General features: G+C 71.8%; 9 protein-coding genes. 3 read left to right on the top strand and 6 right to left on the bottom strand.

Annotated features, from left to right (window positions below; genetic code table 11):
• Nucleotides 1–12 precede the first annotated feature (12 nt).
• A complete protein-coding gene (locus tag O7634_RS28775; RefSeq protein ID WP_278153267.1) occupies nt 13–654 on the bottom strand; it encodes a response regulator transcription factor in 642 nt (213 codons plus the stop codon).
• A 130-nt stretch (nt 655–784) separates the two neighbouring features.
• On the opposite strand from O7634_RS28775, the gene O7634_RS28770 reads away from it, so the two are divergent.
• Nucleotides 785–1,861, top strand: coding sequence for a hypothetical protein (locus O7634_RS28770; RefSeq protein WP_278153266.1), 1,077 nt, complete (start codon nt 785–787; stop codon nt 1,859–1,861).
• On the opposite strand, the gene O7634_RS28765 is transcribed toward O7634_RS28770, so the two are convergent.
• Both O7634_RS28765 and O7634_RS28760 read right to left on the bottom strand, forming a co-directional pair.
• On the bottom strand, nt 1,836–3,401 hold the full coding sequence (locus O7634_RS28765; protein ID WP_278154104.1) for an RICIN domain-containing protein: 1,566 nt from the start codon (nt 3,399–3,401) through the stop codon (nt 1,836–1,838). The two genes, O7634_RS28770 and O7634_RS28765, sit on opposite strands and share 26 nt — an antisense overlap.
• 94 nt (nt 3,402–3,495) lie before the next feature.
• On the bottom strand, nt 3,496–4,941 hold the full coding sequence (locus O7634_RS28760; protein ID WP_278153265.1) for a family 43 glycosylhydrolase: 1,446 nt from the start codon (nt 4,939–4,941) through the stop codon (nt 3,496–3,498).
• A 191-nt stretch (nt 4,942–5,132) separates the two neighbouring features.
• Between O7634_RS28760 and O7634_RS28755 the strand changes: the two genes are divergently transcribed.
• A complete protein-coding gene (locus tag O7634_RS28755; protein ID WP_278153264.1) occupies nt 5,133–5,576 on the top strand; it encodes a LuxR C-terminal-related transcriptional regulator in 444 nt (147 codons plus the stop codon).
• A 71-nt stretch (nt 5,577–5,647) separates the two neighbouring features.
• Nucleotides 5,648–6,361 (top strand): hypothetical protein, encoded by a 714-nt coding sequence (locus tag O7634_RS28750; RefSeq protein ID WP_278153263.1) that lies wholly within the window; start codon nt 5,648–5,650, stop codon nt 6,359–6,361.
• 231 nt (nt 6,362–6,592) lie between these two features.
• Here the strand turns inward: O7634_RS28750 and O7634_RS28745 are convergent, their stop codons facing one another.
• Genes O7634_RS28745 through O7634_RS28735 form a run of 3 tightly spaced genes read right to left on the bottom strand, consistent with a single transcriptional unit; the run spans nt 6,593 to nt 12,271 of the window.
• Nucleotides 6,593–9,460 carry an FAD-binding and (Fe-S)-binding domain-containing protein gene (locus tag O7634_RS28745; protein WP_278153262.1) on the bottom strand — a complete coding sequence of 956 codons (2,868 nt, stop codon included), beginning with the start codon at nt 9,458–9,460 and terminating at the stop codon, nt 6,593–6,595.
• A gap of 25 nt (nt 9,461–9,485) precedes the next feature.
• Nucleotides 9,486–10,670, bottom strand: a complete 1,185-nt coding sequence (locus tag O7634_RS28740; RefSeq protein ID WP_278153261.1) for an anhydro-N-acetylmuramic acid kinase — start codon at nt 10,668–10,670, stop codon at nt 9,486–9,488.
• Nucleotides 10,671–10,681: 11 nt separating this feature from the next.
• The gene (locus O7634_RS28735; protein WP_278153260.1) at nt 10,682–12,271 is read right to left on the bottom strand and encodes a sodium:solute symporter; all 1,590 of its coding nucleotides are present in this window, start codon (nt 12,269–12,271) and stop codon (nt 10,682–10,684) included.
• Nucleotides 12,272–12,304 lie beyond the last annotated feature (33 nt).

Genomic DNA, 12,304 nt, shown 5'->3' with positions numbered 1-12,304 from the left:
GGCGCTGCCGCCTCATCCGGCGAGGCCGGTCGACCAGGCCCAGGCCGCGATGCCCACGCGGTTGCGGGCACCGAGCTTCGCCTGGATGTTGGCGACGTGTGTCTTCACCGTGCCGGCCGAGATCGCCAGCTCCGCGGCGATCTCGGCGTTGGTGTTGCCCCGGGCCACCCACCGGGCGACCTCCCGTTCGCGGCTGCTGAGGGCCTCGCGGGCGGGGGGTGTCGGCGGCGCGGTGGGCAGTCGGCGCAGCAACCGGACGGTCAGCTGGGGGCTGATGAGGGTGTCACCGGCCATCGCGGCCCGGACGGCCTCGACCAGCAGCGCCGGTCCGGACCGTTTGAGGAGGAACCCGCAGGCGCCGTCGCGCAGCGCCGTGGCCACGTAGTCGTCCAGGTCGAACGTCGTCACGACGACCACGCGCGGTCCGGTGCCGGCCAGCCGGCGGGTCAGTTCCAGGCCGTCGATCCCGGGCATCCGGATGTCCGCGAGCACCACGTCGGGCCGCAGGTGGCGGGCGAGTTCCAGCCCGGCGGCGCCGTTCGCGGCCTCGCCCACCACGGTCATGTCGGGTTGGCTGTCGAGGACGAGCCGGAAGCCGATGCGGACGTTCTCCTGGTCGTCCACGATGACGACGCGGATGCTCGGGTTGCCCACCGGTCCAGCGTAGGCGCCGCTCAGGCGGCGGGGCAGTCCGCCGGATGGCAGAGTGCGCGGGCCGCCGGGGCCGGGCGACCTCCCGATCGGGAGATGGTGCCGACCCACCGGCCGCGACGATCGTCGTCGTATGACCTCACGAATCAGGATCTGGTCGGTGGCAGCGGCCCTGTGGGCGCTGGCGTACGGGCTGCTCGCCCTCTTCTGGTCCGTGGGCGGCCCCGGCTTCCCGTTCGGCGTCGCCGACCCGGACCCGGGGATCGAGAAGGGGATGTCGATCCTCGGCGGTGTGCACCAGGCGAGCGCGGCGCCGTGGATCGCGGTCGGGGCCCTGTCCGCGGCGGTGGTGGCCGGCCTCCTCGCGGTACGAACCTGGCCCGGACTGCCCGGCGCGCTGTTCGAGGCGATGGCCTGGGCGGTCGCGCTCGCGCTGGGCGTCCTCCTGCCCGACTACCGGCCCCTGGTCGCCGTCGGCCACCTTCCGGTCTTCCTGGTCGGCAGGCCGTTCGGCTGGCCGGAGGGCGTGACGTTCGCGTCGCAACTGCCGTGGCCGGTGGTCAACCAGCTCATCTGCATGATCGGCGGGGCGCTCTTCGCGGCCGGCGCGCTCGCGCACCGCAGGGCGCGGACCGGTGCCTGCGCCGCGTGCGGACGCGACGGCCGTGATCGTGACCCCGTCCGCTGGGGCACCGTGGCCGTGTGGATCGCGGCCGGCGTACCGGTGCTGTACGCGGCCAGCCGGTGGGCGTGGGCGCTCGGGGTCCCCTTCGGCTTCAGCGCCGCCGACCTGCGCCAGATGGACCGCGAGATGCCGGGCATCTGGTGGGTCGGCGCGGCGATGGGGAGCATGGGCCTGGTCGGTTCGGTGCTGACCGTCGGCCTGATCCGGCCGTGGGGAGAGGTCTTTCCGCGCTGGGTCCCGGTGCTGGCCGGGCGTCGGGTGCCGGTGGCGCTGGTAATGGTGCCCGCGCTGACCGTGGCCCTGCTCGTCACCTCGGCCGGGCTGATGTTCGCGCGGGCCCTGTACCTCGATCCGAGCATGGGCAACTGGGCCGCGATGGGCCCGGCGGTGCTGTGGCCGGTCTGGGGAGCCGCGCTGGCCACGGCGGCGGTGGCCTACCGGCTGCGCCACCGCCGCCCGTGCGCGGTGTGCGCCGAACCCGACGGGTCCGACGCGCCGCTCAACACCAGGTCAGTGTCGAGTTGATCCGCGTGACGTTGCTGATCGTGTTGTTCGCCCCACCGCACGGGCTCTGGGTGATGTTGGTGCCGCTGACGGTGAGGTTCTGGAACCGGATGCCGGAGGAGATCGGAAACTCGGTCCGGGCCGCGATCCGCACCTCGCCGCCGCCGGTGACGGTGCCGGACACCCCGGCGATGACGACGTTGTAGCAGTTCTCCACGAGGATCGAGTTGTTCCCGGTGTTCGAGATCGTCACCCGGTCGATGACCGCGCCACCGGACTCGGACACGCAGAAGATGCCCCGGCCACCCCCGGACGCGATCACGTTCCCGACCCGGATGTTCGTCGGGTACGAGCTGCCGACCCGGCCGTTGCGGTTGGCCATCCGGAACGCGGCGTACCCGGTGCCGGTCCCGGCGTTCTGCGCGTCGACGGTGCCGACAGTGGCGTTGATGGTGTCGTTGAGCAGCAGGCCGGAGTCCCGGGTGTTGCGCGCCGTGACGGTGCCGATGGTCAGACCGTCCACACCGTACGTCTCCACCCCGTGGGTGCCGGTTCCGGACACGTAGACGGTGTCGATCCGGATGTTGCGGACCTTCACCGCCCGGTCCCCGCCGTGGTTGTCGATGCGGATGCCCAGACCCGCCGACAGGCGCATGTCGATCTGTCCGAGTGTCAGGTTGTTCACGTTGCGCATGAAGATGCCGTACAGCGGCGAGCCGGTGAGCGTCAGGTTCTGCACCTCGACGTCGGTGGTGCCGCGCGAGTACACCGGCGCCTGGTCGCCCGAGCCCGACCCGGTCACGTTGATCGTGCCGCACACCGCGAGGGTGGTGTACGACGGCAGCGACAACCGGGACCCGGCGTTGACCGAGCCGGAGCCGCGCACGACGACGCGTTGCTTCGACGTTCGCCCCGGCGACAGCGAGTTGACCGCCGCCTGCATCGCCGACAACATGTCCGATCCGGAGTAGACGGTCGACGACCCGTTGCGGGAGGTCCAGGTGCCGCCGTTCAGGACGGCCTCGGCGTTCGTGGCCCCGCTGCCACAGCCGGTGCTGGGAGGTGGCGTGCTGCCGCCACCGACCGCGACCAGTTGCCACTGCTGGTTGGTGCCGTTGAGGTCGGTGTACTGGCTGACGCGTCCGCCGTCGGCGGTGGACCGCTCCCACACCTCGAGCGCCTTGGCCGAGTGCCGGTTGATCAGCCGGACGTGGCCGCCGTCCGAGTCGAGGACCTGGAACTGCTGGTTGACGCCGTTGGTGTCGGGCCACTGCCGGAACTCCGCGCCGTCGGCGGTGTTCCACTCCCAGAGGTCGACGACCTTGCCGCTGTGCCGGGCCTTGAGCCGGTAGTAACCGCCGCCGGAGGAGACGAACTGGAACTGCTGCCACTGGCCGTCGTTGCGGGACCACTGCTGGATCACCGCGCCGTCGGCGGTGGAGGTGTCCCGCACGTCGAGCACCTTGCCGCTGTTCCGGTTGACCAGCACGTAGTAGGCGCTGGTGTCGATCGTCGCCGCCGTCGCCGGTGGCGCGCCGACCGCGACCGCGCCGACCAGCATGGTGATCAGTGCCAGGACCACCGGGGTACGCCGACGCGGGCGGGAGGCGCCGTCGCTGACCGGTCTGGTGATGGTGGTGGAGGGCATCGGTCCTCTATTCCAGGTGGAAGGTGGCGGAGGGGTGCTCGGCGCTCGACGTCAGCGCGTCCAGGTAGAGCAGTCCGTCGCGGTGGCGCACGTAGCGGCCCGGGAAGTTCTGCGCCTCCAGCGAGAGCCCGGCGCTGGCGGCCAGGCCGGAGCGGCGGTGGAAGCTCGCGTCGGCGTTGAAGAGCGACGAGCCGTCGGTACGCTCGACGTACAGGGCGTAGCCGCGGTGCCGCAGGTAGTAGCCCGGGAAGTTCGTCGACTCCAGCGACACCGTTCCGCCGCCGGCCAGTCCGCCGACGATCCGGAACTGCGAGTCGGCCAGGTTGGTCACGTTTGGCTCCAACCGGGCCCGGTAGTCGTAGTGCCGGATGTAGCTGCTGGTCTGGTCGTGTGACCGCAGCCGGACCGGGGTGGCCCCGTCGGGCACCGGAATGCCGAAGTTGGGGCTGCCGTCGGCGTTCCAGTACACCTTCTGCAGCCGGGTCCGCCGGTTCGGGTCGTTGAGCGGGTCACCGCTGATGTCGCGGTAGTTGCGGTCGTGGTAGACGAGGATGTCGCTCTGCCCGTCCTCGGAGACGGTGAACGAGTTGTGCCCGGGGCCGTACTGGCCGGTGTTGGCGTTGCTCGCGAACACCGGGTTCGGGCTCTTGCTCCACGAGGCGGCGTCGAGCAGGTTCGCGGTGGTCGAGGCGCTCAGCATGCCGAGGCAGTAGTTGGCGTCGGTGGCGCTCGCCGAGTAGGTCAGGAAGATGCGGCCGTTGCGTTGGATCACCGTCGGTCCCTCGGCCACCCGGTAACCGCGGGTCTCCCAGTCGTACGTCGGCACGACCAGGCGGGTCACCGTGCCGGTGATCTGCCAGGGGTTGGCGCCCATCCGGGCGAGGTAGACGTTGGAGTTGGTGGAGATGCCCGGCTCCTGCTGCGCCCAGGTCAGGTAGCGCACGCCGTTGGCGACGAAGGTCGAGGCGTCCAGGCTGAAGGTGTCCCAGGGAGTGGTGATCCGACCGCGTTCGGTCCACGACCCGGTCAGCGGGTTGGCGTTGGCGTTCTCCAGCACGTACATCCGGATCCGCCACACGTCGTCGGTGCGGCCGGCGGCGAAGTAGACGTACCACCTGTTGTTTATGAAGTGGATCTCCGGTGCCCAGATGTGGGCACCCATCTCCCCGCTGGTGTGCCGGGTCCAGATGGTCGTCTCTTGCGCCGTCGCCAGCCCCTGCAGGGTGGTCGCCCGGCGTAGCACGATCCGGTCGTACTGCGGCACTGTCGCGGTCAGGTAGTAGTAGCCGTCGGTGTGCCGCACGATGTGCGGGTCGGCCCGCTGGTTCACCAGCGGGTTGGTGTAGCTGACCGCCGGCGCGGCCTGCGCCGGCCCGGCCGTCGGCAGCCCGGCGGCCACGGCGAGGACCACGAGCACGGCCGCCACGACGGACCGGGGGTTCGGCAGCGACATCTGTCCTCCGTGTGGCTCGGGACGATCCGGTTCGTGGTCACGTTTGCGCCGGGGGAGTGGCGGGTGGGGTGTGTGACGGTGGTGTTGCGGCCCGGTAGCGGTCTTAGTGTTGGCGTTAACATCGATGACTGTCAAGGCGTTCGGCTCGTTGCTAGGCTCGTCGCCGGCACCCGATCCGCGAGGAGATGTCGATGCGCGCCAACGCCTGGCTCCGGTCACCCGCCAACCGCCGACGGCTGCTCGTCGCCGCCGTGCTGGCCGGCTGCTTCGTCTGGGCGATGGTCGTCGTGGGGTTGTCGTTCGCGATGGCCGAGCACGGCGGGGAGCAGTGGTGGGTGATGCCGGTCTTCGGCGCGTTCGTGCTGTCGATCGCGGTGCTGGCCGTCCGCCGGCTGCCCGCGACACCCGCGCCGCTCGTCGTCAGCCGGCGCGAACCGGTGGAGAGACTCAGCTCGCGTGAGCTGGAGGTGCTCCACCATCTCGCCGCCGGCCGCACCAACGCGGAGATCGCGAAGGCGCTCTACGTGGCGCCCGGCACGGTGAAGGCGCACCTGAACCACATCTTCCGAAAGCTCGACGCGGCGAGCCGGCTCCAGGCCGTCGCACACGCCCGGCAGGTGGGTCTGCTCGACTGAGCCCCGTTTTGAACCAGGTCTAGGCCGTTCGGCAGATGCCCTCGGTGCTGCCGCTTCCTAGCGTCCGGGGCATGACCAGACGCGTTGACCAGATCGCCCCGCTCGCCCTCGTCACGGTGTTCACAGTGGTGGTGCAGGGGCTGTCCCTGATGGAGTTCCTGCCACTGCCGATCGCGCTGCTGATCGGCGCCGGCTGGGCGGTCCTCGTCGGGACCGTCGCCCGCCGGATCAGTCGCAGGCCGACGCTGAGCGCGTGGACGGAGGACGGCCTCGTCGCGCTCGGCTGCGTGACGATGGCGCTGTTCGCCTTCGGCGGCGGAATCGGCCTGCTGATGCTGGGTACGGCGCTGGACAGCTCCTCGATCACCGGGGAGACGATGGTGACGATGTTCCTGCCCAGCATCCCGATCGCCATCGCGGCGAACGTCCCCACCGAACTTGTCGTCCTCCCGGTCCTGCTGGTCCTCGGCTGGCGTCCCGGCGCGCGCCGCGTCCTCCTCGTCAGCGCGGCGGCGCTCTACTTCGTCCACCGGATCTGGACCTACCTCGTGTTCGCCCCCGACCGTCTGGACTTCGCCGCGGCGGAGCGGTCCACGACGCCGCTCGACGCGACGGAGAAGGACCAGTTCGCCGCGGCGCTGCACGTCGACGACCCCCGGTGGATCCTCAACCTGGCGATCTTCCTGGTTCTCCTGCTCGCGGCGTTCTTCTCCCGGCTCCGCGAGGTGCGGAGCCGGAGCGGCGACGACTCGACGTCGCTTGCTGAGATTCCTGCACGAGCGTAGGAAGAACAGCACCACAGTCCCCGTTACGTCGTCGGGCTGCGGAACCTGCGCGACGGCAACGGTACGGCGATCCCGGCGTCGAAGGCGTTCACCGCGTCCGGCCAGCGGTTACCCTCCGTCACCTCTGTCGGGGCGGACGCCGTAGTAGGCGGTATACCTCAGAGTCATATCCATACCTGTGAGGTATACCGCTCACCCAGCCCGGTGGCCGAAGCCCGGACCCTGGCCCGGCTACGCCGTCGGCTCGACCGCCTCGACGAGCAGCTCCAGCACGTGCCGGTACGGCTGCCCGGTGGCCCGGCTCAGACCCATCTCGCAGGTGCGGTTACACGAGGCGTACGCGTCGTGGTCGCGCTGGTTGACCTCGGTGGCCTGGGCGGCGGTGGCGGCGGCGGTGACCTCGGGGTGCAGCAGCCCCCGGTCGCCGGCGAAGGCGCAGCAGCCCCAGCTCTCCGGCACGGTCACGGTGTCGGCGACCGCCTGGGCCACGGCGCGCAGGTCGTCGACGCCGCCCAGGTGCACAGTGGAGCAGGTGGGGTGCAGGGCGAGCGAGCCCAGCCGGCGGGGTCGCGGCAGCGCCGGCAGCAGGTGCTCGGCGGTGAAGGTCACGCTGTCGACGACGCGCAGCGCCCGGTAGCGGGCCTGGTCCTCCGGGCTCAACGCGGCGCTCAGCTGGGTCAGCCCATGCGTGCAGGACGACGCGTCGCAGACGACGGGCAGCCGACCCTGGTCGCTGGCGGCCCAGAGCGCGGCCAACGTCCGCTCGGCCATCTCGCGGTGACCGGCGGGGTAACCCTTGGACTGCCAGGGCGTCCCGCAGCACAGGCCAGCCGTGGCGTCCGGGACGACCACCGGGACCCCGGCCAGGTCGCACAGGCGCAGGAAGGCCGCCGCCGCGCCACCGGACGAGCCGTCCTCCGCCGCGAAGACGCTGCCGATGCAGGCGGCGAAGAACACCGCGCGGGCGTCCGCCGGGTGGCGCGGCGCGGGGCGGGGAGCGCCACCGCGGGGCATGTCGTCGCTCCACCGCGGTACGAGGTCGGTGGCGCCGAGCGCGCGGATCGCCCCGGTGGCGGCGCGGGTGAGCGGCGTCGGCGCGACGTGCGCGACGTTCAGACCCGCCCGGACCCCGGTCACGGCTGCCCTCCAGTGCCGGGCGACGCCGACGGCGGCACGCTGGGCGCGCGGGCCGTGTCGCTCGGCGCGCAGCCGTTTCATCGCCGCCCCGGTGTCGATCCCGACCGGGCAGGCGGTGACACAGAGGCTGTCCGCCGCGCAGCTGTCCACCGCCGCGTACGCGTAGTCGGTGGTCAACTCCCGGCGGCGCGCGTCGTCTCCGGCGGCGGTGGCCAGGGCGATCTGTCGTTGCAGCACGATGCGCTGCCGAGGGGTGGTGGTGACGTCGGCGGTGGGGCAGACCGGCTCGCAGTAGCCGCACTCGACGCAGGCGTCCAGCTCGGGGTCGACGGTGGGGACGGCCTTGAGCTGCCGCAGGTGCACGGTGGTGTCGTCGTTGAGCAGCACCCCGGGGTTGAGCAGGCCGGTCGGGTCGCACAACCGCTTGAGGTCGCGCATCACGTCGTACAGCTCGTCGCCGTACTGGCGGCGGACGAAGGGGGCCATCGCCCGGCCGGTGCCGTGCTCCGCCTTGAGCGTCCCGCCCTCGGCGAGCACGAGGTCGACCATGTCGTCGGTGAACCGCGCGTAGCGGTCGATCTCGGCCGACGTGTCGAAGGACTGGGTGAGCATGAAGTGCAGGTTGCCGTCGCGGGCGTGCCCGAAGATCACCGCGTCGCTGTAGCCGTGCCTGTCGAACAGGTCGATCAGGCCCTCGCAGGTGCCGGTCAGGCGCGGCATGGGCACCGCGATGTCCTCCAACAGGGCCGTGGTGCCGGGGGTGCGGGCGCCGGCGACGGCGGTGTAGAGGCCCTTGCGCAGGTGCCAGAGCGCGGCCCGCTCCCGGGGGTCGCGGGTCAGCGCTGTGCCGGTGACGGCGGGCAGCCCGTCGAGCACTCCCCGGGCGTCGGTCAACGTCTCGGCCAGCCGCTCCGCGCTCTCCTCGGCGAACTCCACCAGCAACGCGGCGTGTCCGGCGACGGCCAGGCCGCGCAGGGCGGGGCTCGCGCCCGGGTCGCGCTGGCTGACCCGCAGCGCGGCCGCGTCCAGCAGTTCGGCGGTACGGGCGCCGGCGGCCAGCAGGGCGGGCAGCGCGTCGGTGGCGTCGGTGAGCCGGGGCAGCACCAGCAGGCCGGTGGCGGCGTGGTCGTGGATGGCGACGGTCCGGAAGGTCGCCTCGGCCACGAAGCCGAGGGTGCCCTCGCTGCCGATCATCAGGTGGGCGAGCATCTCGACCGGGCTGTCGTGGTCGAGCAGGGAGTTGAGTCCGTACCCCATGGTGTTCTTCATCGCGAACAGCCGCTCGATGGTGGCGCGCGACCGCGGTGTGGCGCGCACCCGGTCGCGCAGTCGCAGCAGCCCGGCGTGCAGCTCCGGCTCGGCGGCCCGCAGCCGCTCGTCGGCGTCGCGCGCCCCGGAGTCGACGACGGTGCCGGACGGGAGGACGAAGCGCAGCGACTCCATGGTGCGGTACGCGTTGTCGGTGGTGCCGCAGGTCATCCCGCTGGAGTTGTTGGCCACCATGCCGCCCACGGTGCAGGCCGCCTCGCTGGCCGGGTCCGGGCCGAGCCGGCGTCGGTAGCGGGCCAGTCGGGCGTTCGCCTGCCGGATCGTCAGGCCCGGCTGGAGCCGGATGCGTCGGCCCTCGTCGAGCACCTCGGCGTGCCGCCAGTCGGTGCGCACGTCGACCAGGACGCCCGCGCCGCCGGCCTGGCCGGCGAGACTGGTGCCACCACCGCGCAGGGTCAGCGGCACGCCGGCCTCCCGGGCGCCGGCCATCAGCGCGCCCACCTCGGCCGCCGAGGACGCGCGGACCACCGCCTGCGGCTCGAACAGGTACGGCGAGGCGTCGTGCGCCGCCGCGAGCCGGCGGGGCAGCTCGGCGCTGATCCGGTTCGGGTCTTCCAGGCGTACGCGCAGCAGGTCGGCGACCTGGCGGGCGCGGACGTCGGCGGCGCTCGGCACGGGCAGGGCGGTGCTCATGGGCGGGTCCTCCCGGGAGGGGTGGTCAGTCGGCCACCGGGGACGCGACGATCAGCAACCGGCCGGGGGCGGTGCCGGCCGGCTCCGGCAGCCGCAGCGGCCGGCGGCCGGGGGTGATGCTGCCGAGCACCGAGGCGTGCCGCGCGCCGGTGCCCGAGGGCAGGGTGCCCGGCAGCCCGTGCACGGTCAGGTAGCCCAGCAGGGCGAAGGCCAGCGCCTCCTTGGCGTCCGACGCGATGCCCAGGTCGTCGCTGGACGACAGTCGGACACCCGGCAGCTCGTCGGCGATCATGCGCAGCAGCGTCGGGTTGTGCGCCCCGCCGCCGGAGACGACGAGCTGGTCGACCCCGTGTGCCCGGCAGGCGTCGGCAACCGTGACCGCCGTCAGTCGGGTGAGCGTGGCCAGCACGTCGTCCGGCTCCGGCGTGGGCGCGTCGGCGAGCGCGGCGAGCAGGTACGGCCCGTGGAACAGCTCCTTGCCGGTGCTCTTCGGGCCGGGCAGGCGGTAGTACGGCTCGTCGAGCAGCCGCCGCAGCAGCGCCGGGTTCACCTGACCGGCGGCCGCCCCGCGACCGTCCCTGTCGTATTCCTCCACACCACCGGTGAAGTGGCGCACCGCGGCGTCGAGTAGCGCGTTCGCCGGACCGGTGTCGAAGGCGAGTGGGTCCGCGTCCGGGGCGACGACGGTGATGTTGGCGATGCCGCCCAGGTTCAGCGCGGCGGGGACGCCGGGCAGGCCGCGCAGCAGCAGCGCGTCGAGGAGCGCGACCAGCGGGGCGCCCTGGCCCCCGGCGGCGACGTCCCGGCTGCGCAGGTCGGCCACGACCGGAAGGCCGGTGGCCTCCGCGATCCAGGCCGGCTGCCCCAGTTGCAGGGTGCCCCGGACCGTCCCGTCCTCGACCCAGTGGTGCATCGTCTGGCCGTGCGAGACGACCAGATCGGCGTCGCCGTCGCAGAGCTGCCCGAGCGCCCGCGTCCCGGCCTCGGCGAAGGCCTGGCCGATGCCGGTGTCCAGCACGCAGATCGCCTCGGTGCTGGTCGGCGCGGGTGGCAGGGCGGCGGCGATCCGGGCGCGCAGCTCGTCGGGGTACGGGTGGCTGAGCCGGCCCAGGGGGCGCATCCGCAGCGTGTCGCCGCTCAGCGCGAACTCGGCGGCGGCGGCTTCGATGCCGTCGTAGGAGGTTCCGGACATCAGGCCGATCACGCGCATCAGGTCCTCCTTCACGCCCGGCTGGCGGGCGTCGCCGCCGGGTCGACGTCGTCGCCGGTGCGCCGGTGGTCGTACGGAGTCGCCGGGGCGGCGTGGAACCGGCTCGACACCGCGCCGACGAGCAGGGTGACCAGGACGCCGATCGGCACCAGCCACTGGGCGGCGATGGCGGTGGCGGTGGTGGTCCCGGCCGTCGTGACGTCGATCTTCACATAGCGGACGATGTAGGTCATCACCACCACCGTGACGAGGAACGCGATCACCGCGTCGACCTGGTTGGCCCTGGTGACCAGCCGGCCGAGCAGGAAGGCGCCGAGCAGCGCGCCGTAGGTGTAGCCGGCGATGGTCAGACCGGTCAGGTACACGTTTCCGGTGCTGGAGCTGAAGGCGCAGGCGAAGACCGCCATCAGCACCGCCCAGACCAGCGTCATCACCCGGGCGAGTCGGAGCATCACGTCGTCCGACGGGACCTTCTTGAAGAAGCTGTGGATGATGTCGGCGACTGTGGAGTTCGACATCGAGTTCAGGGCCGACGACAGCGAGCCCATCGCCGCGCCGAGGATGCCGGCCACCAGCAGGCCGGAGATGCCCACCGGCAGGGCGTGCAGGATGAAGTTCGGGTACAGGTTGTCGGTGCTGCCCAGGCCGAGCTCCTTGAAGGTCTGACCCTTGTTGTACGACCACAGCAGCGCCCCGACCAGCGAGAACGCGGCGAACTGGATGACCACGAAGATGCCCGAGGAGACCATGGCGAGCTGGCCCTCGCGCAGCGTGCGGGTGGAGAGGATGCGCTGCACGATGAGCTGGTCCGAGCCGTGGCTGGCCATCGCGAAGATCGCGCCACCGATGATCGCGGTGGGCAGGGCGAACGGGCTGGTGAGCACGTGCGCGAGGTCGAGGTTGGTGTCGAAGAGCTGGAACTTGCCGGCGTCCAGCGCCTGCGCGTAGCCGTCGAACCCGATGGCGTGGCTGAGCACCGCGATGGCCAGGATCGCCCCGCCCAGGTAGAGGCCCATCTGGATGGCGTCGGTCCAGATGACCGCCTTGATGCCACCGAGGTAGGTGTAGACCACGGTGATCAGGGTCAGCACGATGATGATCGCCTGGTAGCCGACATTCAGCCCGAACTCGTCCAGCAGCAGCTTGATCGGGATGGCCGAGGCGAACAGCCGTACGCCCTCGGCGAGCAGGCGGGTGAAGACGAAGGTCACCGACGCCAGGCCCTGGAGTTTCAGGCCGAAGCGCTCGCCGAGGTACTGGTAGGCGCTGACGAAGCCGCCCCGCTTGTAGAGCGGGATGAGCACCGCGGCCACCACGACGCGCCCGATGACGTAGCCCAGCGCCAGCTCGACGTTGCCGAAGCCCTGACCGCTGTACGCCCCACCCGGCACGCTGATCACGGTCAGCACACTGGTCTCGGTGGCCACCACGGAGAACGAGACGGTCCACCAGGGCAGCTTGCCCTCGCCCACGAAGTAGTCCTTGGACGACTTCTGCCTGCCGGACAGACGTAGGCCCACGAAGGCGATCACCACGAGGTACAGCACGATCACGACGAGATCGAGTTGACGCACGGCGTACTCCCCACCTGCGGTTGTCAAGAAGTGACGTTAGCCGAGAGTAACGCGAAACTT

The sequence above is a fragment of the Micromonospora sp. WMMD1120 genome (genome assembly GCF_029626235.1).
In the GTDB taxonomy this organism is placed as follows: Bacteria; Actinomycetota; Actinomycetes; order Mycobacteriales; family Micromonosporaceae; genus Micromonospora.
Note: the sequence above shows the minus strand (reverse complement) of the source record. Positions and strands in the feature narration are given on the sequence as shown.

Bases quoted from the DNA above. Each gene is read 5' to 3' on its own strand.
- O7634_RS28750 (WP_278153263.1), top strand. From the start codon at position 5,648: ATGACCAGACGCGTTGACCAGATCGCCCCGCTCGCCCTCGTCACGGTG.
- O7634_RS28770 (WP_278153266.1), top strand. From the start codon at position 785: ATGACCTCACGAATCAGGATCTGGTCGGTGGCAGCGGCCCTGTGGGCG.
- O7634_RS28745 (WP_278153262.1), bottom strand. From the start codon at position 9,460: ATGAGCACCGCCCTGCCCGTGCCGAGCGCCGCCGACGTCCGCGCCCGC.
- O7634_RS28765 (WP_278154104.1), bottom strand. From the start codon at position 3,401: ATGCTGGTCGGCGCGGTCGCGGTCGGCGCGCCACCGGCGACGGCGGCG.
- O7634_RS28760 (WP_278153265.1), bottom strand. From the start codon at position 4,941: ATGTCGCTGCCGAACCCCCGGTCCGTCGTGGCGGCCGTGCTCGTGGTC.
- O7634_RS28755 (WP_278153264.1), top strand. From the start codon at position 5,133: ATGCGCGCCAACGCCTGGCTCCGGTCACCCGCCAACCGCCGACGGCTG.
- O7634_RS28740 (WP_278153261.1), bottom strand. From the start codon at position 10,670: ATGCGCGTGATCGGCCTGATGTCCGGAACCTCCTACGACGGCATCGAA.